This window comes from Pedobacter sp. MC2016-14, assembly GCF_020991475.1.
Classification (GTDB): Bacteria; Bacteroidota; Bacteroidia; order Sphingobacteriales; family Sphingobacteriaceae; genus Pedobacter.
In genome coordinates, this window is record NZ_JAJMPA010000004.1 from 1 (window position 1) to 19906 (window position 19906).

Annotated in this window: 21 protein-coding genes; 12 read left to right on the forward strand and 9 right to left on the reverse strand. The window is 42.1% G+C overall.

The features are described from left to right. The first annotated feature begins 388 nt into the window (after nucleotides 1-388). The 3 genes from LPB86_RS18535 (at nucleotide 389) to LPB86_RS18545 (ending at nucleotide 1655) form a co-directional block, all read left to right on the forward strand. A complete protein-coding gene (locus tag LPB86_RS18535) occupies nucleotides 389-544 on the forward strand; it encodes a hypothetical protein (protein ID WP_230692910.1) in 156 nt (51 codons plus the stop codon). Next, on the forward strand, nucleotides 510-1334 hold the full coding sequence (locus LPB86_RS18540) for an ion transporter (RefSeq protein ID WP_230692911.1): 825 nt from the start codon (nucleotides 510-512) through the stop codon (nucleotides 1332-1334). The genes LPB86_RS18535 and LPB86_RS18540 overlap by 35 nt, the downstream gene beginning before the upstream one ends. 84 nt (nucleotides 1335-1418) lie before the next feature. Next, nucleotides 1419-1655, forward strand: coding sequence for a hypothetical protein (locus tag LPB86_RS18545; RefSeq protein WP_230692912.1), 237 nt, complete (start codon nucleotides 1419-1421; stop codon nucleotides 1653-1655). Between the two features lie 20 nt (nucleotides 1656-1675). Here LPB86_RS18545 and LPB86_RS18550 read toward each other — a convergent pair whose 3' ends face one another. From LPB86_RS18550 to LPB86_RS18560, 3 genes are all read right to left on the reverse strand, one after another. Next, a complete protein-coding gene (locus LPB86_RS18550) occupies nucleotides 1676-2191 on the reverse strand; it encodes a DUF421 domain-containing protein (protein WP_230692913.1) in 516 nt (171 codons plus the stop codon). 38 nt (nucleotides 2192-2229) lie between these two features. After that, nucleotides 2230-2586: a nuclear transport factor 2 family protein gene (locus LPB86_RS18555; protein WP_230692914.1), complete on the reverse strand. Its 357-nt coding sequence runs from the start codon at nucleotides 2584-2586 to the stop codon at nucleotides 2230-2232. 333 nt (nucleotides 2587-2919) lie between these two features. After that, on the reverse strand, nucleotides 2920-3987 hold the full coding sequence (locus tag LPB86_RS18560) for an SDR family oxidoreductase (RefSeq protein WP_230692915.1): 1068 nt from the start codon (nucleotides 3985-3987) through the stop codon (nucleotides 2920-2922). 126 nt (nucleotides 3988-4113) lie between these two features. Here LPB86_RS18560 and LPB86_RS18565 point away from each other — a divergent pair, with 126 nt between their 5' ends. After that, entirely contained in the window at nucleotides 4114-4695 is a 582-nt protein-coding gene (locus LPB86_RS18565) for a Crp/Fnr family transcriptional regulator (protein WP_230692916.1), read from the forward strand. 13 nt (nucleotides 4696-4708) lie between these two features. On the opposite strand, the gene LPB86_RS18570 is transcribed toward LPB86_RS18565, so the two are convergent. The 5 genes from LPB86_RS18570 to LPB86_RS18590 all read right to left on the reverse strand — a co-directional run bounded on the left by LPB86_RS18570 (nucleotide 4709) and on the right by LPB86_RS18590 (nucleotide 8306). After that, nucleotides 4709-5632 (reverse strand): transporter, encoded by a 924-nt coding sequence (locus tag LPB86_RS18570; protein ID WP_230692917.1) that lies wholly within the window; start codon nucleotides 5630-5632, stop codon nucleotides 4709-4711. 5 nt (nucleotides 5633-5637) lie between these two features. Continuing rightward, the gene (locus LPB86_RS18575; RefSeq protein WP_230692918.1) at nucleotides 5638-6687 is read right to left on the reverse strand and encodes a cytochrome-c peroxidase; all 1050 of its coding nucleotides are present in this window, start codon (nucleotides 6685-6687) and stop codon (nucleotides 5638-5640) included. Nucleotides 6688-6689: 2 nt separating this feature from the next. Beyond that, on the reverse strand, nucleotides 6690-7544 hold the full coding sequence (locus LPB86_RS18580) for an MbnP family protein (RefSeq protein ID WP_230692919.1): 855 nt from the start codon (nucleotides 7542-7544) through the stop codon (nucleotides 6690-6692). A 41-nt stretch (nucleotides 7545-7585) separates the two neighbouring features. Beyond that, nucleotides 7586-7816 carry a YHS domain-containing protein gene (locus LPB86_RS18585; protein ID WP_230692920.1) on the reverse strand — a complete coding sequence of 77 codons (231 nt, stop codon included), beginning with the start codon at nucleotides 7814-7816 and terminating at the stop codon, nucleotides 7586-7588. 103 nt (nucleotides 7817-7919) lie between these two features. Continuing rightward, a complete protein-coding gene (locus LPB86_RS18590; protein WP_230692921.1) occupies nucleotides 7920-8306 on the reverse strand; it encodes a hypothetical protein in 387 nt (128 codons plus the stop codon). A 1403-nt stretch (nucleotides 8307-9709) separates the two neighbouring features. Between LPB86_RS18590 and LPB86_RS18595 the strand changes: the two genes are divergently transcribed. The 8 genes from LPB86_RS18595 to LPB86_RS18630 all read left to right on the forward strand — a co-directional run bounded on the left by LPB86_RS18595 (nucleotide 9710) and on the right by LPB86_RS18630 (nucleotide 18180). Further along, a complete protein-coding gene (locus LPB86_RS18595) occupies nucleotides 9710-10639 on the forward strand; it encodes an outer membrane protein assembly factor BamD (RefSeq protein ID WP_230692922.1) in 930 nt (309 codons plus the stop codon). Continuing rightward, on the forward strand, nucleotides 10639-10965 hold the full coding sequence (locus LPB86_RS18600; protein ID WP_230692923.1) for a DNA-directed RNA polymerase subunit omega: 327 nt from the start codon (nucleotides 10639-10641) through the stop codon (nucleotides 10963-10965). The genes LPB86_RS18595 and LPB86_RS18600 overlap by 1 nt, the downstream gene beginning before the upstream one ends. Before the next feature lie 43 nt (nucleotides 10966-11008). Then, on the forward strand, nucleotides 11009-12202 hold the full coding sequence (gene coaBC / locus LPB86_RS18605) for a bifunctional phosphopantothenoylcysteine decarboxylase/phosphopantothenate--cysteine ligase CoaBC (RefSeq protein ID WP_230692924.1): 1194 nt from the start codon (nucleotides 11009-11011) through the stop codon (nucleotides 12200-12202). Continuing rightward, complete coding sequence (locus LPB86_RS18610) at nucleotides 12202-13101, forward strand: DUF4835 family protein (protein ID WP_230692925.1); 900 nt, start codon at nucleotides 12202-12204, stop codon at nucleotides 13099-13101. Before coaBC ends, LPB86_RS18610 begins: the two co-directional genes overlap by 1 nt. A gap of 80 nt (nucleotides 13102-13181) precedes the next feature. Beyond that, the gene (recN, locus tag LPB86_RS18615; protein WP_230692926.1) at nucleotides 13182-14846 is read left to right on the forward strand and encodes a DNA repair protein RecN; all 1665 of its coding nucleotides are present in this window, start codon (nucleotides 13182-13184) and stop codon (nucleotides 14844-14846) included. 49 nt (nucleotides 14847-14895) lie between these two features. After that, on the forward strand, nucleotides 14896-15714 hold the full coding sequence (locus LPB86_RS18620) for an enoyl-ACP reductase (protein WP_230692927.1): 819 nt from the start codon (nucleotides 14896-14898) through the stop codon (nucleotides 15712-15714). Nucleotides 15715-15794: 80 nt separating this feature from the next. Next, nucleotides 15795-17027 carry a carboxypeptidase-like regulatory domain-containing protein gene (locus LPB86_RS18625; protein ID WP_230692928.1) on the forward strand — a complete coding sequence of 411 codons (1233 nt, stop codon included), beginning with the start codon at nucleotides 15795-15797 and terminating at the stop codon, nucleotides 17025-17027. 58 nt (nucleotides 17028-17085) lie between these two features. Beyond that, nucleotides 17086-18180, forward strand: coding sequence for a PA0069 family radical SAM protein (locus LPB86_RS18630; protein ID WP_230692929.1), 1095 nt, complete (start codon nucleotides 17086-17088; stop codon nucleotides 18178-18180). Between the two features lie 34 nt (nucleotides 18181-18214). Here the strand turns inward: LPB86_RS18630 and ettA are convergent, their stop codons facing one another. Continuing rightward, a complete protein-coding gene (gene ettA / locus LPB86_RS18635) occupies nucleotides 18215-19891 on the reverse strand; it encodes an energy-dependent translational throttle protein EttA (RefSeq protein WP_230692930.1) in 1677 nt (558 codons plus the stop codon). Between the last annotated feature and the right edge of the window lie 15 nt (nucleotides 19892-19906).

Genomic DNA, 19906 nt, shown 5'->3' on the forward strand with positions numbered 1-19906 from the left:
AATTTCATATAAATACTTGTTTAAACAGGTTAAACTACTGTAAAACAAGAAGAAAAAATCTAGGCTTATCTATCCCCGGATTTTAAAGTAGCCAAACAGCAGTAAAAACAATACACCAGCAGCCATAAGCACCCAGCTCCGGGGCCGCCTTTTTCTACTTTGCGCTATTTTAAAACTACTTTCTCCGGCACTTCTTTCAGCCTGTCTGGCTTAAAGATTATAAATTAACCCAACCATCACCGCAGCAAACCCATAGAAAACCCTGAAAAAACGCACAACAAACGCAGTCATTCTGTGCCTTTGCTGTGCGTTTTCTGTGCCTTTGCCGTGCCTTTGCTGTGCCTTTGCCCCGGACATGGTACGGACAAGCCTCCTATCAACTCAAATAATGGAGAAAACAACGGAAAATATACTGGTTGGTCTTTATCCTGAATGGACAATAGTTTCATGGTATAATTTAGCCGATAGGCACGATGATTGGAGTACAATTGACAAGCAAAATAATTCGTATGGAATCACCTACAAAGAACAACTGGCGCTTTAGGTTGCATGAAGTTATCTATGAATCTAATACATCGGCAGGCAAGGCATTTGATGTAGGTTTACTCTTTGCAATTTTCACTAGTATCATCATCGTCATGTTAGATAGTGTAGAAAGGTTACACGATCGCTATGGAAGTTTATTTAGCCTGATCGAATGGATCTTCTCTTTCCTCTTTACCATTGAATACATACTCAGGCTCATTAGCATAAAGAAGCCATTTAAGTACGTATTTAGCCTGCTGGGCATTATTGACCTCATCGCATTGATCCCATCTTATCTAAGCATTTTCTTCGTTGGCGCGCAATCGCTCCTTGTTTTCCGTGCGCTAAGGTTATTGAGGGTGTTCCGGATATTTAAACTAGGTCACTTTTTATCCGAAATCAATTTTCTAACCGAGGCCCTTAAGGGCAGCGTGAGGAAAATCAGTATATTTTTAATGACGGTACTTATGCTTGCTGTTATTCTGGGCTCCATCATGTACCTGGTAGAACAGCGGGAAAACGGCTTCGCTAACATTCCAGAAAGTATCTATTGGGCTATCGTCACCATCACCACCGTTGGTTATGGCGATATTTCACCGGTAACGCCTATGGGTAAAATGCTGGCTTCTATTGTCATGTTGATTGGTTATTCTATTATTGCTGTGCCCACAGGGATTATTACACACGATTTAGCATTGGCAGCAAGACAAAAGAAAGAGCTACCAGAGTCTTGCCCTACCTGCAGTCGCGAAGGACATGATGCCGATGCACTATTCTGCAAATTCTGTGGCTCCTCTTTATTTGTTTAACTAATAAAGCTTAAAGTTAAGCTATTGTAAATTATGCCGTTCTACATAAATCAGGCACAGTAATTGCATTCTGCTTAATCTACCATGAAAACAAGATTATTTACTGAAAAACTGCCTGAAGTACTGGACTATGCACTAGCCATCGTGATTAGTTCTGTACCCGGATTTGCCGAAGCCGACAGCAATACCAAACAACTTTATCAATCCATTACTAAAGAACTGCTGGCGCAGGAATTAAAGTCAAAAAGAGAATTTGCACGTCGCAACCTCCGCTTGCTTTCCAGAAAACCAAACCGCAGCCGCCTCAAATCCAGCGTATAGTTATACAAAACCAATCTACCTTAAGTATTTTCAATATCTTCAAGAGAAGAATGACTAGTGCCTACCGATTTTTTGATCACCGTTAATTCGCCATTCAGTTCCATCACTACCGCTTCTACCTGGTCCACATCCAACATCCTAAACTTGCGGATTTCGGCATAGATCTCCTCGCGGGTCAAAACTTCCTTTTTCATCGCATCCTCCAGAAATTCTCCCCTATAAAACACCATCGTAGGCGAAGAATTGATTACTTTTTCCAAAGTATTAGATTCCCTGGCCATCCAGGCCAGCAAATACTGCATCGCAATAATCAAGGCCAAAGCTACTGAACCATCAACTAAGGGCACCTTTGCTAAAATCATTGAAGAAAGTGTAGAGCCCAGAGTTACTGTGACTACAAAATCAAAGGCGGTAAGCTTAGCAAGTGTTCTTTTGCCCGAAATCCTAATAAATAAAAACAAGATAATATAAGCCAATACTGCACAGACCCCCACATGCCAAACACTTTCCCAATTTTTGAACAATAACTCTTCCATGCTACACTAACAGCCAAAACCTCCAATTGTTACCAATGTTATTTAGTGATTAGGTTTGCTTTAACAAAAGCTATTTTATTGTTCTTGAATTTGAAGTCGAAAGTTCCGCCTATTTTTCCCTCGGGAAAATCACCAGTAAATTCCACTTCCAGATGTGCATTTTCTTCATCCGCTATCGTTAGTTCAACTTGTTTGGTATAGGTATTGTAACCAATAAAATAGTTATCAAAATATTCCTTAATGCCATGATGTCCTTTAAATTTCCTGCCTACTGATGGATCATCTAAAATAGCTTCAGGCAAATAAAATTTAAGGTATTTTTCGGTATCGAAAGCATTACTGGCTGCAATCCACTCTTTAATAAAGTTAGGTATGTAGGTGTTATGTTTATTCATTGATATTTCTGTTTACTGTCGATGCAAATATGAAACAAATTCCACCTTAAATATTCGCCGAAATGGGATATTTCCTCGCCTTTTTGACGTTATCGTTACATCAAGTTTTGTATTTCGGCAAATGTTGAAATACACAAATCCATATTACCAGGCTGCGTCCGGCATGCGTATATACCATCAAGCAATCACGTTCGAGTCACGTTCAGATCAACTGCGAGGTTGAAAGGCATTTAGGTTACTCAACCCTTACGCAACCTCGAAGTTGATTCAAGCCAACGGTTAAGTTGGTATATACGCATGCCGGACGCATGTAATAAAGAACAAAATTCAGCCTTAAGGAATCAACTTTTCCGCACGCAACTGCTCAAACAGGCGGTAAAAAGAATCTTCCGTATCCTGATAGATGGTAAAGCCCATTTTCCTGCTTTTCGACATATCCGTCATCACCTCAATTGGTCTTCCAAGGTCAAGATCTGTATGCCATGCAGAAGAAAGACGTCCCAGGTCACTTTCTTTCAACTGGTACTTTTCAGCAATTGCTTTCCAGCTTTCCCCGTCATTACGCATTTCCTGCTCCAGCGAATGAATTGCACCCTCAAAGCCAACTGCGGCTACACCAAAGTAAGTTGCAATTCGATTCCACAATCTGCTCCAGCGAAATACATCTCCATTTACTATATTAAAAGCCTGGTTGCGGGCAAGCTCTGTAGTAGATGCCCAAATCAGTTGTGCCGCCAAAACCTTAGCATCCGTCACATCAGAGAGGCCATTCCATTGCGCCGATGAACCCGGCCAGATAAACGGGCGGTTATTTTCTTTGCAAATAGATGCATATACTGCAAGCGTTGTCCCCAGGTTCATGGCATTCCCAACCGCCTTACCAATTACAGTATGAGGTCTGTGGATACTCCAGCTAAAACCATCACGCTCCGCAGCAGCATAAACTTCGTCCTCCTGTGCATAATAGAAATTTTCAAGATCCAGTCTTGGGTGCTCTTCCCTTAAAGGAGTTTCAGGTAAAAAACCTTCCTTTGCATAAGCCTCAAATGGGCCCAAATAATGTTTCAGTCCCGTAACCAGTGCCACATGTTCTACTGATTTATGTTCAGATAAAACTTCTAGCAGGTTCCGGACCATCAAAGCATTTACCCTGATATTTTCCGCTTCCGTATCATTTCGCATCCATGTAGTAATGTAAACATGGTTTGGCTTCACATTTTCCAGTGCCGCTTTAAGGCTTGCCTGATCCAAAAGATCAGCCGCCACAGGCTTCAAGAATATATTTTCTGTATTTGGATTACGCGCCAAACCATACGTTTCCCAACCCTGCTCAATCAACATTTCAGCCAAATTACTCCCGGTGATCCCGCTAGATCCTACTACTAAAGCTATTTTATTCATGATATTTTATTTTACACAAAGTTAGTCCCGCAAAGGTCCCTGGCGCTTGACCTGCGTCAAATAATACAGTTGACCTGGATCAAGCGTTTTAAAAATCTATCTTTGTTGTTCCTAATAAATAGCCAAATGATCGACGTACTCTTTAACCACATCCAGGATAAAGTTTCCCTAACAGCGGCCGATAAAGAAACCATACAAAGTTTTTTTACCCCTAAAAAATTGAGGAAGCGCCAATACCTGTTGCAGGAAGGTCAGGTCTGCAAACACCTCAGCTTTGTGGCTAAAGGACTACTTAGAACCTACAATGTAGATGAAAAGGGCCTGGAACACATGAGTGTTTTTGGTTGGGAAGGCTGGTGGATTTCAGATTTCAACAGTTTCCTCTCCGGCGATCCGGCCATTTTTAATATCGATGCCATTGAAGATTCAGAACTGCTACTGATCAGCTATGACGATTATGAAAACCTGACCCTCCGTGTACCCATCATGGACAGGTATTTCCGGATGCTCTACCAAAACAGCATCGTGACCAAAGAACGGCGTTTGATGAGTTCCATCACCCATACCGCACAAGAAAAGTACCTCAAACTTGCCGAATCAAATCCGGAAATCCTGGAACGAATCCCACAAAATATGATCGCTTCCTATTTAGGTATTGCACCCGAAACACTGAGCCGGATCAGGAAAAACCTGGTGGCAAAAAAATAACAGGACAAAGGCGTTAAAAGGAGACCGAAGTATGCACCATTACACGGTTGCCCGCATAAGCCCTGCCCCCGGCAAGATCCTGCGACCGCACATTCTGATAATTTGTGCCCAAAGACATGCCTTTAAACGCCAGTTCTAGACCAGCAATTGCCGATAAAGAATAACCACCAGATACATCAACCGTATATTTTTTATCCTCCAGGTCCTTTTTAGCTGTTTCATATAAAATTCCGGTATTAGGGGCAATCGTCAGCACTTTAGCCACCCTGAATTTATAGTAGGCCAATACATTACTGGTAAATTTATTGCCGTATTTGTAATTGTACTTGTTTTCCGTATTCATTTTATAACTCACATTTGCGTTAAGGCCCATATCGTTGTACCTGATATCGTATGCCGCAGTCAGCGTAAAGTCTGTACTTGCGGTACCCAGCTGAAAGTTGTTTGGAGATTCCTGTACCGCCAGTCTTTCTGCAGGTTCATAGTTTCCCGTAGGTACTTTTATCCCCCCGCCAATCCACAGCGACTGGATCATCAGCCGATCTTTCACCGTGCCTATCTGTTCAAAAACCTTGTAATAGCCCATAACCGCAACATCACCCAAACCGTTTTTGGTTCCATTGCCTTCCTGGTTGCTTCGCCTGTTAAAGTTGTAGGGCACAAAAGCCAGTACCCGGAAGCGCTTGCCCAGGTTCCATCCACCCCAAAGTTCTGTACTTTGATAATTTTCATCGGCAGTAATTGGCGTACGTTCACCATTAGGTCCAAGATGCGTATGCAGGTTTTTATATTGGTAACGCAGGCCTAAAAACCGCTTATTAAATTCAGGTAAAATCCCCAGGTAGTAACTCCCCACGCCACAGCCACAAATATCACAGGCATAGCTGGAAACCGTACTAAAAAAAATAAGGGCCAGGCTCATAATTAATTTCTTCATATCTATTATTGTTCAGAGAGTAAGGTGTTTTTGATGAATTCCTCATCATTCAGTGTGGAAAGAAAAGCGGCAATTTTTGCCCTGTCGTCATTGCTCAAAACCAATCCGGGCTGCGCATTTTTGGTTAAAAGAGGGTCTAAATTGGGCGTAAGCTGAACTTCCGAATGGTAATGTTCCAGCACTGCCGCCAATGTTAAAAACCGGCCATCGTGCATATAGGGGGCTGTATACTTTAAATTCCTTAAAGAAGGAACCTTAAACTTATACCGATCTGTTGCCTGCAGCGTAGCCGTATAAAGCCCCTGATCGTTCACTGCAGTAATGCTTAAGCCATTGTTCCGGAAAGAACCATCCGTAAATAGAGGTTCCGAATGACAGGAAGCACATTTTTGCTTAAATAAAGTATAGCCAGCCTGCTCCTCCGCATTAAAAGCTGCATTCCCTTCCTTACGCATCACCTTGTCATATTTAGCATTACTGCTGATGCACATGAGCATAAATTGCGATAGCGATTTCATCAACCTTGCCGTATTGATTTCTTCCGTCCCAAAAGCACTTTTAAAAAAGGTCGTATACTTTGGCAGCAGCCGGAGCTTTGCCATCACATTTTCCAGGTTTTCGTCCATTTCCTCATGCGTCGTGATGGGCACAATGGGCTGCAGGTCCAGATCATATACCCCACCGCCCCACATAAAGGCTTTGTTCCAGGCCAGGTTCATGATGGGCGGTGAATTTCGGGTACCCAGCCTGTCGTCAATGCCATGACTTACATCATGGCCATGTTGCGTAAATGCCGAAGATTGGATGTGGCATGAACCACAGCTGATCGTATTGTCGCGCGAAAGCCGTGGTTCATAAAATAAGGCCCTGCCCAATTCAAAGCCGGCTTTGGTAACCGGATTATTGGCGAACTTATATTCCGGATCAGGAAAATTAGCTGGTTTCTGAAAACCAAGAAAGGACTCTATTTCTTCCTGGATCCCATTGTCTTTTTTGCAGGCCAGGATAAACAAGCCCAATGCAAAAAAGACAAGCAGGTGTTTTCTATTCATCATTCCTAATTTTCGGTATGGTCATGACTGAACATCTGCGTTAGATTAACCGCAATTTTAGTACTGAATTCGCTGAACATCGCATTAGGATGTGCGGCAATGCTGAAACCATTTGTTCCGTTAAAAACCTTCATGGCATCTACAAAAAGGTGCACATTACTTTGGCGGCCTTTCCTTACCCTGGCAATACCTGCCGCGTTTAAATCAATCGTTACCGTTTTAATGTTGTTGATGGTAGGTGCCGAATATCCGCCGAAACCACCAATATGGTATTTAAACTGCTTTTTGCCCGTTGGGTCGCCATTCACATCGTCAGAAATGACAGGCGAGTTTCCTTCAAATTTAAAAAAGATATACCCGGCATTCCAGCCCCAGTACATCCCTCCGCCATCCATCATGCCGCCGCCTGCGGCCGGATCCAGCACCCCAGTCCTTCTATCAATAGGCATTGTACTGCGCAAACTGTCCACACCAATTGTGAAAGTCAATTTGGTGTAGTCACCCTCAGGCACCCTTACTTTTGCAAACCGGGTTGCTTTATCTGACGATTGAATCAAGAAATAACTACTGTCCTGCTTTACGGCATAACTTTTACCATCCGCAGTCGACACTTTTAGATTACTGATAAAATATTGCAGCATAGAGATGGAGAATTTTTCTCCGGCCAGATTGGTGTATAAACTGGTGGTATTGTTTAAAGTAAGCGTACGGTCCCCAACAATGTTGTCAAATTCTACCGAAAAAGGCGCCAGGTTATTCTCATCAAATTCAGGCGTAGGATCATCCTGTTTAGAACAAGCCGAAAGGATAAAGAGCGGTACAAGTAGCAAAAGCTGTATATTCTTATATTTTATGGTCATTATGTTTGTATCAAGTTAAATAATTAGGATTAGCCGGAAGGTTATTTCTTTTTCAGATAGCGTTCAGGCTTTTTATCGAAGGACTTTTTACAGCTGGCTGAGCAAAAATCGTAGAGCACGTCCAGGTAGGTAGACTGATATTTTGAATTTGCTTTTTTAACCGACATTCCACATACCGGATCTTTGGATTCCTGATGGCTGTGGTTGTGTATTGGAGTAGCTGCCATAGAAAATACCGACAGCAAAATGAGGATAGGAAATATAAATTTCATAAAAATTGGGCACTATACGTGATACAGCTCCTACGAGGAAGCCATAAACACGAATGAAAAAATAATTTTGAATAATGAAGGCAGTAAATGCCTTAAGCTTGAATTAAGCTGCCAATTTGGGTGGTTGAAAGATAGAACCCAGGAAACAGTTGCTGTAGTGACAAGTATATTCCGGGTAAGAAGTGGTAAATAGCGTTGCGGTTACCGGAGATTGAAAGTTAAAAGCATCCGTTCTCTCAAAAAAGGATATGGATAGGTTACTCAATAAATCTTTAGTGGCTTCTTTCTTTTCGTTCTCTTCGGCCTGCTGCACCTTTTTCATCAGGTAACACTTACCATTGCAATTCATCCAGGGTCTGTCTTTATTTACGCAAAGGGTTTTTGCAATATAGTCCTGGTTGACTTCAAAACCTGCATACACCAATATCCTTGAAAAGCTGGAGCCGATCAAAGCAAAGAGTAGTAAGCAAGCAATTAGCCGTTTTTGCATAATAATGCGCAAATATAGTGATATAAATATATCAAGGAAGCAAAAAAGCCATTAAAGAACTGGTAGACCAAAATTACATTAAGATGATAGAAGAATTGGCATAAAGTGACGAATTTGAGATCAGAAATGTCCTAAAACAAGATAGGGATGTTCCATCCAGAACCATCCCTTTCTAACCAAATATAAACCTGTATGAACGGTTTTTATCTTCAATCTACTGTACACCACTCATTTCTGAGTCCGAAGTAGCTATATTTTCATTTTAAATCTTCTCGTTTTATTTGTGATTTCGATAACCACATCACAAAAGTAGACAAAAAGAATAACAATTCACTATAAATTTTAAAAAAAGAACGATTTATTTTAATGAATTCTCTAAATCAGCTCATTTTCAAGCAAAATAAACAGTCAAAACTTGCAATATTTCAATTTTTAGCCAAACATTATTAAACATTAGGCCAAAAAACCCATTTTTAAACAAGCTTAAGTCAAAAAACAGCCAATTTTTAATTCGTTAACTTAAAAACAGCTTAAATTTAACAAGCTTAATAAAAAAATGAACGTTTTTCTCTAAAACTCAAGCATCCTTAAATATTTAAGTCTACTTCCGTGTTGATCTAAACAAAAATAAGTCCATATCACTAACACAGTGCAAATTTAACAACTTTTAACTTGTTATGCTAACAAGACGTGTCGAAATGACACTTTATTTTTCGATCACCCAAAATGGTGCTAAACAATACTGCCAAAACTACCCTGCCGATCTGAACATGTGTCACCTATTATATACCAACCAACAAACTGCATCTGTATGATAAAGCCTTTGCGCTTTAACCATCTGTATTCCGGAAGGCCAAACCAGTACAAGATAACATGTAGCTTCCAGGGAGGTTGTTGTAAACAAACAGTGGTAGAACACGCATAAAACCCGTATAGAGCCCGTATAGAACAGGTAAAAAAAACGAGCTTGATGTGCTTGTTACATGACTGTTATTAGGCTACTCCTACCATTTATTACGGAGCACCTCCCTACAAACCGCAACGATATTTATTAAGCCTCTGCACTATAATGGCAAAGTGCTTCAAAAATAGATTTCTCCTTCGAAATGATGCCCTATTAATACGCATCGAACAAAAGAATCCTCCCATTGAGCTGAGCTCCGGAAAATATGCAAATCGAGGGGCCTTTTGGAAAAGCGAGGGGGCTAAAGAGCCTGCCTTGTCTGCTTGTCCTTCAAAAAATTCCTTCCGGAGAAAAAATTCCAGACAAGCAGACGCAGCAGGCGATTAGCCCCCGAGCGCTTTTTAACTTTTTTTAACACGCCTTATTAATGAACAATACATAGCTTAGCGTCCTGTTATTTTTAATTGACGATATCGTATTATTAACTTATCTTTGCACAATGTTTAAAATTAAACACGTTTTACTCTTAAGTTTCACCATCATAGCCCTTTCTGTTGCGGGTTGCAAAAGCCGTTTTGAAAAACTAAGGCTGAGTAACGATGTCGCCAAAAAATACCAGGAGGCGATGAAACTCTATAACAAAAAGAATTACACCAAAGCATTGGTCTTATTTGAAGACCTTGCACAAAAATACCGTGGCAGAGCTGAGGCCGAAGAATTAAACTACTATTACGCATTAACACTGTATTACCTTAAAGATTATACAACGGCGAGGTACCAGTTTAAATCCTTTGCAGACACCTATCCAACCAGTAAGTACGCAGAAGAATGCCGTTATATGGGCGCCTACTGCTATTATCTGGATTCACCGGATTTTCCGCTAGACCAGGCCAATACTTATAAAGCGATAGACGCATTGCAGTTATTTATCAACTTGTACCCAAAAAGCGAGCGTGTAGAACTGGCCAGTCAGTACATTTCAAATTTACGTGGAAAGCTGGAAACCAAAGCGTTTGACAATGCTAAATTATATTACGACCTTGGTGGCTACGACATCACCAACTATAAAGCGGCTGTAATCGCCTTAAAAAATGCACAGATCGATTTCCCGGACATTAAATACGCCGATGAAATGGATATGCTGATTGTAAAATCACAATACCTGTATGCAAAGAACAGTTACGAATTCCGTCAGGAAGACCGTTACAATGAAGCGATTGGTTATGCCAATGAATTTATAGATGCGCATCCGGAAAGTAAATTCCTGGCTGAAGTTAAAGGATTGAAGTCAAGCAGCGAATCTGGCATTATTGAAGCCAAACGTGTGATGGCACTGACTGCAAACGAAGAGAAAAAATACAAAGCATTAATGGAAAAAGATGCAAAAAAAGATAGTTCTAACAATACGAATCCAACACCCTTAAAATAATGAGCACAACTAAACACGTTATACCGAATACTACAGTGACCAGGAACATCAATGACCTGGATCAGAAAACAGAGAACATATACGAGTCGTTAGTGATTATTGCTAAAAGAGCAAACCAAATCTCTAACAACATTAAAGAAGAGCTGCATGGCAAACTTGCGGAATTTGCTTCTTCAAATGATAACCTGGAAGAGATTTTCGAAAACAGAGAGCAAATCGAAATCAGCAAGCACTATGAGCGTATGCCTAAACCAAGCCTGATTGCGATTGATGAATTTCTGAACGATAAAGTTTACTACAGAAATCCAGCAAAAGAGCAACAATAGCAGCAAATATGGTTAAATTGCATTTCAATGCACCTCATTAATCATGTTTAGCAATAAAAAAATCATCATTGGCGTTTGCGGCAGTATTGCGGCATACAAATCGGCCTCATTGGTACGGTTGCTGGTTAAGGCTGGCGCAGACGTCAGGGTAATTCTAACTGCAGATGCAGCACATTTTATTACCCCCCTTACCCTATCCACCCTTTCTAAAAATCCCGTTTACACCCGGTATTATGATCCTGAAAGCGGGGTATGGAGTAACCATGTGGAATTAGCCCTGTGGGCAGACCTCATCCTCATAGCCCCTGCCAGTGCAAACACCATTGCCAAGATGGCTACTGGATTATGTGATAACTTCCTGACTGCAGTTTACCTTTCAGCTAAATGTCCTGTTTATCTGGCTCCTGCCATGGACCTCGACATGTGGAAACACCAAAGTACACGCGACAACATTTCGCGCCTGCTGAGTTTTGGAAATTCTATTATTGAACCCAATGACGGAGAACTGGCCAGCGGATTACAAGGCCAGGGCCGCATGGCAGAGCCAGAGGAAATTGTGGCTTACCTGACATCAAGTCTAAACCAAAACCTGCCTTTAAGCGGTAAAAAAGTGATGGTTACAGCAGGGCCGACTTTTGAAGCCATAGACCCCGTGCGCTTTATTGGCAACCATTCATCAGGGAAGATGGGGTTTGCCATAGCCGATCAGCTTGCGGCGCTGGGTGCAGAAGTTACGCTGATTACCGGGCCAACCGCAGAAAAAAGCAAAAAACCTGTCCGCAGAATTGATGTCATCAGTGCAGCGGATATGCTGGCAGCTTGTACACAAGAATTTAAAGACAGCGACATTACCGTAATGAGCGCAGCTGTAGCCGATTATACCCCAGTAAACATCGCCACGCAGAAAATTAAAAAGCAGGAAAGCGAATTTTCTGTTGAACTTAAAAAAACGACCGACATCCTGGCCACTTTGGGCAATGTTAAATCTGCCGGACAAATCCTGGTGGGTTTTGCGCTCGAAACCGAACACGAAGAGGAACATGCCATTGGCAAACTGAAAAAGAAAAACCTCGACCTCATTGTGCTGAATTCACTGAACGATAAAGGTGCAGGATTTAAAACAGATACCAATAAAATCACTATCTTTAATCAGCAGTTTGAAAAGACTGTTTTTGAAGTAAAGTCTAAAGTTGAAGTTGCGGCAGACATTTGCAAGGAGATCCTAAAGTTAGTTTGATGAAAAAGTTTGTACTCTTAATTTTTATGGCCTTTTTGGGCAATCTCGTTTACGGGCAGGAATTGAACGCGAGGATCCAAATCCTTGCGCCAACGGTCCCCAACATCAATAAAAGAAACCTTGATATCCTGCAGACCACCATCAGGGATTTCCTGAACAACAACAAATGGAGTACAGAAACCTATTTACAACAGGAACGCATTGATTGCAATTTCGTGATTACGTTAACCGCATGGGATGGCAGCTCAGGTTATAAAGCTGAGGCGCAAATTCAGAGCAGCAGACCGGTTTACGGAACGGCTTATTACAGTACCATTTTGAATTTAAGTGACAAAGACTTTGATTTTAGCTATAACGAAGGACAACCGGTAGATTTCTCTGATCAGAATTACCTGTCTAATTTAAGTTCCCTGCTGAGCTTTTATGCCTATACCATGATAGGATTGGATAAAGACAGCTTTAGTAAAATGAGCGGCACCCCCTATTACCTGAAAGCCCAAAACATCCTGAACATTGCCCAAACTGGTGGAAATTCGGGCTGGAAAGCTTTTGACGGACTTCGCAACAGGTACTGGCTGAATGAAAACCTGCAAAATAAGGGCTTTGATGAATTGAGGGCATTTATTTATGACTACCACTACAGCGGATTAGACCAGATGCAGGAAAGCGTAAGTAAAGGCACCAAAAATATACTGAATTTGCTGCCCAACCTTAAACAAATGGACAAGCAAAAATTAGGCTCTATTTTCCCTAATTTCTATTTTGCTTCCAAAGCAGATGAAATCGTAAACGTAATGGGAACCGCTGATGCACAAGACCGCATCAAGGCTTACAATTTATTGGTAGAGATTGACCCTGCCAACATCAGTAAATACGAAGGCCTTAAGCTGGCCCGCTAAAATCCAAATCTCCCGGAATTATCTTTATTATTTTAAAAATAAGCTTTTGCTTAGCTTAAATTCATAATTTAGCAAAGGATATGCTACAGAAACTTTCGATACGCAATTACGCCTTAATAGACAACCTGGAGCTTGAGCTGGACAAAGGCTTAAACATCATCACAGGGGAAACAGGAGCGGGAAAATCAATCATGTTAGGGGCCCTTTCACTAATTTTGGGTCAGCGCGCAGAAACCAAATACTTCTTTAACCAGGAAAAAAAATGTGTAATTGAGGGATTTTTTAAACTGAGCGGAACAGCTGCAGAAGCCCTGAAAACAGCATTTGAAGAACAAGACCTGGATTTCCAGGTTGAAAGCATTTTACGCCGGGAAATTTCTATTGACGGCAAATCCAGGGCTTTTATCAACGATACGCCTGTAACCCTTACCGTGATGAAACAGCTTGGGGAAAAACTTATTGATATCCATTCCCAGCATGCCACCATGGAGGTTAGTGATCCGGGATTTCAGCTTGCTGTAGTAGATACTCTGTCCAATCACCAGTTATTATTGAACCGGTACCGCAGCGAATTTAAACACTACAAAAATATACAGCAACAGCTGAAAACAATGGTACTTCATGCAGAAGAGGCACGAGCCAGACAAGACTATGAACAATTCCTGTTCAATGAACTGGAAACGGTCAACCTGCAGCCAGAGGAACAGGAGGCCCAGGAAACTGAGCTGCAAACCTTAAATAATGCGGAAAGCATCAAAAGAAGTCTGGTTAATGCGTACCAATTGCTGAGCGAGCAGGAGGCTTCGGTACTGCCCATCCTAAAAGAAGCCATCGGACAATTACAGTCGGTAGAGAAATACAATCCGGCTTACGAAGCCCTCAATGAACGCCTGCGGTCTACATTGATTGAGCTTAAAGACATCGCTGAGGAAACTGCCGCCCTGGAAGAAGACATCGCATTTAACCCTTCGAGGATTGAAGCCATCAATGCCAGGTTGGATACCATTTACAGTCTGCAACAAAAACACCGGGTAAAAAGCATTGCTGAACTGATCGGTATTCAGGAGCAATTGTCTAACAACCTCAGTTTACTGCTGAGCGGTGATGAGGAAATTGAGCGCTTAAAAGTTGATATTGAAAAGTTAAAAAAACAACTGGAAAGCTGGGCTGCCGAATTATCTGCCAGCCGCAGTCAGGCTATTGCTGCCGCAGAAGAACAGGTAGCTGAGATTTTGCTGCAAGTGGGCATGCCAAATGCCAGGATAAAAATTGAGCAGGCCAAACTGGAAGAACTGAACAAGGACGGCCAGGACCAGATCAACCTGTTGTTTTCGGCCAATAGCGGTCAGGCCCCTGCCCCGGTCGGCAAAGTAGCTTCCGGCGGAGAATTGTCACGTTTAATGCTGGCCATCAAATCTATCATGGCCAAACATACGGCATTGCCGACCCTGATTTTTGACGAGATTGACACCGGAATTTCCGGAGAAACCGCCTTGCGTGTAGGTAAAGTAATTGGACAGCTGGAGCAAAATATGCAGGTAGTTTGCATTACGCATTTACCACAAATTGCGGCCACCGGTAACGCCCATTACTTTGTTTATAAAAATGAAGAAGGCGGGCGCAGTACTACAGGCATTCGTAAACTGGACAAAAAAGAGCGCATCGCTGCCATTGCGGAAATGTTAAGCGGCAAAAATCCAGCTACATCTGCGCTGCAAAATGCTAAGGCACTGCTAGGGTTATAAAAATTATTTGCTACCTTCGGCAGGTTTTTGAAAATAAAAAATATTAACTATGTATAACTTATTAAAAGGTAAACGCGGTATCATTACAGGTGCATTAGATCAAAACTCTATTGCCTGGAAAGTAGCGGAAAAAGCACATGAAGAGGGCGCAACGTTTGTATTAACGAATGCACCTATAGCTATGCGTATGGGAGAAATTAATGCACTGGCAGAAAAAACCGGTTCACAAATCATTCCTGCAGATGCCACCAACGTGGATGAGCTGGCTAACTTGTTTACCCAATCTCAGGAAATATTAGGCGGTAAGATTGATTTCGTTTTGCACTCTATTGGAATGAGCGTTAACATCCGCAAAAAAATTCCATATACAGAATCTAACTACGATTATTTCATGAAAGGTATTGATGTTTCGGCATTGTCGTTTCATAAAATGCTTGCCGTAGCTAAAAAACTGGATGCTATTGCCGAGGGTGGTAGTGTGGTTGCTTTAAGTTATATGGCTGCACAAAGAACTTATCCTTTTTATACGGACATGGCTGACATCAAAGCAATGCTGGAATCTATTGCCCGCAGTTTTGGTTACCACTATGGTTTAGAGAAAAAAGTAAGGATCAATACGGTTTCTCAATCGCCCACTAAAACTACTGCCGGTACTGGTATTAAAGGTTTTGGTGATTTCTACGATTACGCGGACTCTATTGCCCCACTGGGTAATGCTGATGCAGAATCTTGCGCAGATTACTGTGTAACTTTATTCTCAGACTTAACCAGGATGGTGACCATGCAGAACTTATTCCATGATGGAGGTTACTCTTCTACTGGTGTGAGTGATGTGGTAATGAAAGGCCTGGGTGTTACGGCTGAATAAGCTAGCTAAACCAGCATAAAATTTAATGTTAAATATTGTTAAAGCCCTTTTAAAGGGCTTTTTTTTTATACTTTAGTGCAATGTTTAAATCTCTGTTTGCCTGCTGTATCATGCTGTTTTGCTGCGCCTTTGTTTATGGGCAGGCCGGATTGAGCATTAGCGGTGAAGTACGTGATAAAAAAGGCGAAACATTGCCCGGTGCGGGGGTTTACCTGAGCGGTTATAAACTTGCAACGGTAACGGATAACAATGGGAAATTTGTTTTGCCTAATCTTAAACCCGGCAATTACAATCTGTTGGTGGAAATGATGGGCTACCTTCCTTTTACTAAAAATGTAATCCTTTCAGACAAATCGGCTACGGTAACCCTGGTGTTGTCGGAGAACACCATTACCCTTAAAGAAGTGGTGATCCAGGCCGACCCCAACCGGGAGAAATATATCAACTTGTTTAAAGAGTATTTTATTGGTAAAACGCCGAATGCCGCCAAATGTAAACTCCTGAACCCGCAAGTTTTATATGTGAAATTTGACAAAAACTCCAATACGCTGAATGTGCAGAGCAATGAGTTTCTGATCATTGAAAACAGGGCCCTCGGTTATCGGCTCAAGTACATGCTGCAGCAATTTGAATACAATTACAATACGAGGATCATCTTTTATTCGGGGCTGCCCAATTTTGAAGATTTAAAAGGCTCAAAGGCCAAAAAGAAAGAATGGATGCTGAACCGGGAAGTAGCGTATTATGGCTCTTCGCAGCAATTTTTTAAAGCTTTATATAGGGGTACTACCAAAGAAGAAGGCTTCATATTACATAAACTGATTAAGATTAAAAATCCCAACCGGCCACCTGATACGCTCATCAACACCAACATCAGGCGTTTCATGAAGTCCATGCATGGGGTTATCCGGCTAGGTTCTGCCTTTAACGATTCGCTGAACCTGTGGACGCAGATTAAAAACATGCCTAAAGACATCCCTACTTTAAACCGTGGGGATGTGCTGACGGATACCCTGGTGACACAGCAGTACCAGAACCTTAAAACCATCAATTATAAAGACGACTTGTATGTGATGTACACTGGTGAAAGGGAAACAGTGGATTATACCAACCGCTCTGGTCATTCAGTAATGCGCCCACTAGATGTACCAAACTACCAGATTTCGGTGATTAAAATGCTAAAAGGCCCCGTACATTTCTTTGCCAATGGTGGAACTTACGAACCCCAGTCTTTACTGTACGAAGGGTTCTGGGCCTGGGAAAAGATTGCCGACCTGGTGCCTATGGATTATATACCGCTGAAGGCAAGATAAGCCTTGATGTGGATAAGTTGCCCTTGCAGGATTGCTAATTTTATTAGCATATTTGTTTATGCAAACAGAGCAAGGTAACCCTGAAGATCATCCTGAAAAAGCAAACCTATATTTTAAAGGCAGAGGTGCGCAGTTTAACCCGAATAACCGCTTTGCCAAAAACGACTACTTGAAAGAGCATGTTGAAGGTATTGACGATTGGGAAGAAACGGATCATAAAACGAAGTTTATCTTCGGACAGTCAAAATCTATTGTCAATAAAGTGGAAAGTCCTGATGTAGGCATGGCGTATTCCTTAAATCCGTACCAGGGTTGCGAACATGGCTGTACGTATTGTTATGCGCGCAATGCGCATGAATACTGGGGCTTTAGTGCGGGGATGGATTTTGAGCAAAAGATCATTGTTAAAAAGGAAGCACCAGAACTGTTCAAGAAATTTTTGGAGCGTAAAGGCTGGAATGCAGAAACCATTTCCCTCTCTGGCAATACAGATTGTTACCAGCCTGCAGAACGGCAGTTTAAAATTACCAGGCAACTGCTGGAGATTGCATTGGCTTACAAACAGCCGATTGGCATGATTACCAAAAATTCACTGGTATTGCGTGACCTTGACCTTTTACAGGAGATGGCTAAACTGAATTTATGCATGGTCTACGTTTCCATTAACAGTTTGAACGAAAAATTAAGGCTCCAGATGGAACCCCGTACTACTACGGCCAGACAAAGGTTAAAGGTAGTAGAAGAATTGAGTAAGGCCGGCATTCCCACGGGGGTAATGGTAGCCCCATTGGTGCCAGGACTGAGCGACCATGAAATTCCGCAGATTTTGAAAACGATAGCTGGTTGTGGCGCTGTTTCTGCAGGTTATACTATAGTACGCTTAAACGGGGCGATAGCCGGAATTTTTGAAGACTGGTTAAGGAAGAATTTTCCCGACCGCTTTGATAAAGTATGGCATATGATCCAGAGCTGTCATGGAGGAAAAGTTAATGACAGCAGGTTTGGCGACAGGATGCGCGGGGAAGGCAATATTGCACAAATGATTAGGGATACCTTTAAACTGCATTGCAGGTTAAACAAGCTCAATGAACAAAGGATTATACTAAACTCTGGTTTATTTGAAGTGCCACAGGCACAAATGAAATTATTTTAGCGGCTGACAGTTATCATCAGCCGCTAAAAAAGAATTATCCTAGTTTTTTATATTTAATTCTGTGAGGTGTTACATCGCCAAGGCGTTTTTTACGGTTCTCCTCATAATCACTGTAATTACCTTCAAAGAAGTAGACCTGAGAATTGCCTTCAAAGGCCAGGATATGCGTACAGATGCGGTCAAGGAACCACCTGTCGTGACTAATCACAACGGCACATCCACCAAAGTTCTCCAACGCCTCTTCCAAAGCCCTTAAAGTATTTACGTCGATATCATTGGTCGGCTCATCCAGCAGCAATACGTTTGCTCCTTTTTTAAGCGTAATGGCCAGGTGTACCCGGTTGCGTTCTCCACCAGAAAGCACACCAACTTTTTTCTGCTGGTCACCTCCGTTAAAGTTGAACTTGGATACATAGGCACGACCATTGGAAGCTTTATTGCCCAGCATAATGTTGTCCAGTCCGTCGGTAATATTTTCATAAACTGTTTTCTCCGGATCGAGGTCATTGTGCATCTGGTCTACATAACCCAGCGCAACCGTTTCCCCTACCCTGAAGGTACCTTCATCTGGTGTTTCCTGTTCTGTGATGAGGCGGAACAAGGTGGTTTTACCCGCACCGTTTGGACCAATAATCCCTACAATACCAGCTGGAGGTAAGGAGAAGCTCAGGTTTTCAAACAAGATTTTATCCCCATAAGCTTTGGTTACGTTGTTCGCTTCTATGACCACATTACCCAGTCTTGGACCTGCAGGAATGAAAAGTTCCAGTTTGTCTTCTCTCTCCTTACCATCCTCAGAAGCTAACTTATCGTAATTTGAAAGACGGGCCTTAGATTTGGCATGTCTCGCTTTTGGTGCCATACGCACCCACTCCAGCTCGCGTTCCAGGGTTTTCTGGCGTTTGCTCTCTGTTTTCTCTTCTTGAGACAGGCGTTTGGCTTTTTGATCTAACCAGGACGAATAATTTCCTTTCCATGGAATACCTTCACCACGGTCAAGTTCAAGAATCCAGCCTGCAACATTATCCAGGAAGTACCTGTCGTGCGTTACTGCAATTACAGTTCCCTTGTATTCTTTTAAAAATTGCTCTAACCAGTCGATGCTCTCCGCATCAAGGTGATTGGTTGGCTCATCCAGCAATAGCACATCAGGTTCTTGCAACAACAAACGGCACATGGCCACCCTGCGACGTTCACCACCAGACAGCACACCAATTTTGGTCTCCGGATCTGGGCAGCGCAAAGCATCCATTGCACGCTCCAGTTTGGTATCCAGTTCCCAGGCATTGGTGGCATCAATCTTATCCTGCAACTCTCCCTGTTTTGCCATCAGTTTGTCCATGGCATCCGCATCTTCATATACTTCAGGTAAACCGAACTGCTCGTTTATGGCTTCGTACTCTTTTAGGATGGCAGTAATTTCTGCCACACCTTCTTCTACAACTTCCCGAACGGTTTTATTTTCGTCCAGTTCCGGCTCCTGCGCAAGGTAACCAACGGTATAACCCGGAGAGAAAACCACTTCGCCCTGGAAAGCCTTATCAATACCTGCAATAATTTTGAGTACAGATGACTTTCCCGATCCATTTAAACCGATGACACCGATTTTAGCACCGTAAAAGAATGAGAGGTATATGTTTTTTAAAACTTGTTTCTGAGGGGGGTAAATCTTGTTTACACCCGCCATCGAAAAGATTATTTTTTCGTCCATTTATTACTTTTAATT